The organism is Phenylobacterium sp., assembly GCF_035276905.1.
Classification (GTDB): Bacteria; Pseudomonadota; Alphaproteobacteria; order Caulobacterales; family Caulobacteraceae; genus Phenylobacterium.
Genome location: NZ_DATELG010000271.1, coordinates 1 through 2,279, shown reverse-complemented (window position 1 = coordinate 2,279; position 2,279 = coordinate 1). Strand labels below are relative to the sequence as shown.

At 74.0% G+C, this 2,279-nt stretch carries 3 protein-coding genes; all 3 read right to left on the bottom strand.

Annotated elements, in window-relative coordinates; translation table 11 throughout:
- Positions 1–817: tRNA lysidine(34) synthetase TilS (gene tilS, locus VJS38_RS12745; RefSeq protein WP_324088523.1), on the bottom strand; the 817-nt coding region annotated here is incomplete at its 3' end.
- A gap of 128 nt (positions 818–945) precedes the next feature.
- The gene (gene ybgF / locus VJS38_RS12740; RefSeq protein WP_324088522.1) at positions 946–1,788 is read right to left on the bottom strand and encodes a tol-pal system protein YbgF; all 843 of its coding nucleotides are present in this window, start codon (positions 1,786–1,788) and stop codon (positions 946–948) included.
- Between the two features lie 13 nt (positions 1,789–1,801).
- On the bottom strand, positions 1,802–2,279 hold a 478-nt coding region (gene pal, locus VJS38_RS12735), incomplete at its 5' end, for a peptidoglycan-associated lipoprotein Pal (RefSeq protein ID WP_324088521.1).

Below are 2,279 nucleotides of genomic sequence, written 5' to 3'. Positions count from 1 at the left end.
CGCCGCCGCCGGCGCAGACGCAGGCCAGGCCCAGCAGCCGCTGCGCCCCCGCGGCCGAAGCCTCGCGAAACGCCGCGCGTGGAAAGGCGACGCCGCCGCCGGCGTCGATGCGGCAGATCTCCGCCAGGGTCAGCGGCCCCTCTGCGGCAAGCTCGATCTCGGCGGCGCCGGCTTCCAAGGCGGCGCGGGCGCGGGCGCGGGCGAAGCGCGGGTCGGCGTTGGCCGGGTCCTCGATCCAGCGCTCGCTCCTGCCCTGCAGCCAGGCGCGCAGGTCCGGCCGCCGCAGGGCCAAGAGCGGCCGCAGCAGGAACAGCCCCCGCCCCTGCGGCCAGACCGGCGAGGGCGACCATTCTCGAGGCTCCGGCGTCGTCGACCCGGCCGCGCGCATGGCGCGCGCCTCCAGGACGTCGTCGGCGGTGTGGCCGATCAGCAGCACCTGGGCGCTTAAGGCCCGGGCGGCGTCGGCCAGCAGCCGGTGGCGCGCCGCCCGCGCAGCGGCGGGCAGGCCGCGGAGGGGCTTTTCACCCTCCCACGCCAGCGCCTGGAAGCCCGCGCCCAGGCGCGCAGCGTGGTCTGCGCAGGCCTCGGTCCAGGCCCGGCTCTGCGGCTGCAGCCGGTGGTCGACGGTCAGCGCGACGAGGCGGCGGCCGCGGGCCTGCGTCCAGGTCGTCGCGAGGTGGAGCAGGGCTACGGAGTCGCCGCCGCCGGAGAGGGCGAGGGCGATGGGGCGGGGACTGGTAGGCGACAGACGACGGTCGAGGACTGCATGCGCCGTCGCTGCGAGCTGATCCGTGCAGATCGAACTACCCACCGACATTCACATCCGCTCTTCCCCGCGAAAACGGGGACCCAGTTTTTGTTCGAGCGGCCGAGGCCACCGCAATCGCTGCAACGAAAAACGCCTGGATCCCCGCTTTCGCGGGGAAGAGCGGATGAGGAGTCCCCCTACCCCGCGCACTTCGCCTGGCGCGAGGTCGTGGTCGCGCGCGCGGTGACGGCGGCGGGCGCCTTGGGATAGCGCTTGTGCAGCTCGCCCAGCGCCGCGCAGGCGTCGTCGGGTTTCTTCAGCGCCACCAGCGAGCGGGCGAGCTCGGCCACGGCGTCGGGCGCCCAGCCGGTCTTGGGCCAGCCGCGGATCGCGCCGATGTAGGCGCTGGCGGCGCGGGCGTTGTCGCCCTTGGCGGTCAGCGTCTTGCCCCACCAGTAGCGCGCCTCGGGCGTGCGCGCGCCGTCGGGATAGTCGTGGACGTAAGCCCCGAAGGCGCTCTCGGCGCCGTCGTAGTCGCCGGCCAGCATCAGCTCGCGGGCCTTGGAGAAGGCGTCCGAGGCGCTGGCCTTGGGCGGCGGGACGTCGGCGTCGTCGACGGCGGGCGCCGCCGGCGCCGCCGGCGCGGCGGCCTTCTGCTCGGCGGCGGCCAGCCGGTCGTTCAGCGCCTTGATCTGCGCCGCCAGCTCGGCGTTGGCCTTGCGCGCCTCGTCGAGCTCGTGGGCGGTCGAATCGAGCGCGCCGTTGATCCGCGTCAGCGACTGTTCAAGGTCGCCGACGCGGTTCGCCAGTTCCTGCATCCGCGCGTCGGTATCGGCCGGCTGCACCACGACCGGCTTACCGGTGTCCTTCATCTGGAACACGATGGACCGCAGCTCGCGCACCACCTTCTCCATCCGGTCCACCCGCTTGGCGTCGCGCGCGTCGAGCGGATCGTCCATCGGGGTCTGCGAGAGCGCGGGGCCTGCGACCAAGACGAGAGCGATCGCCGTGGCCGCGACGCGCAAGCGGGGGAGTTTCATCGAACGCCTAACCTCAGCGAGCGCCGGCCACGAGGGCGGTGTGCCCATTGCGGTTGTGCGCGTCGGCCTCGTCGCCCGTGCCCGGATCGATCGGCTTCTCCTTGCCGTAGGACACGGTGGTGATCCGATCGGCGGCGACGCCGTGGGCGGTCAGGTAGTCGCGCACCGCGTTGGCGCGGCGGGCGCCAAGGGCCAGATTGTACTCGCGCGTGCCGCGTTCGTCGCAGTTGCCTTCGATGCGCACGCGGACCGCCGGATAACGCTGCAGCCAGGCGGCCTGGGCGTCGAGGATCGGCTGGGCGTCGGTGCGGACGTCGAAGCGGTCGAAGTCGAAATAGACCCGGTCGCCGGCGTTGACGACGAAGTCGCGCTCCGATCCCGGGACCACGCTCTCGCCGACGGCGCCCGGCGAGGGCGCAGGCTGTTCCGCCGGCGGCGGGGGCGGCGGCGCGGTCGGGGCCGGACCTGCGGGCTTCGGCCGCGATGCGCAG

Coding starts and splice junctions, on each gene's coding strand:
- ybgF (WP_324088522.1), bottom strand. CDS start 1,788: ATGAAACTCCCCCGCTTGCGCGTCGCGGCCACGGCGATCGCTCTCGTC.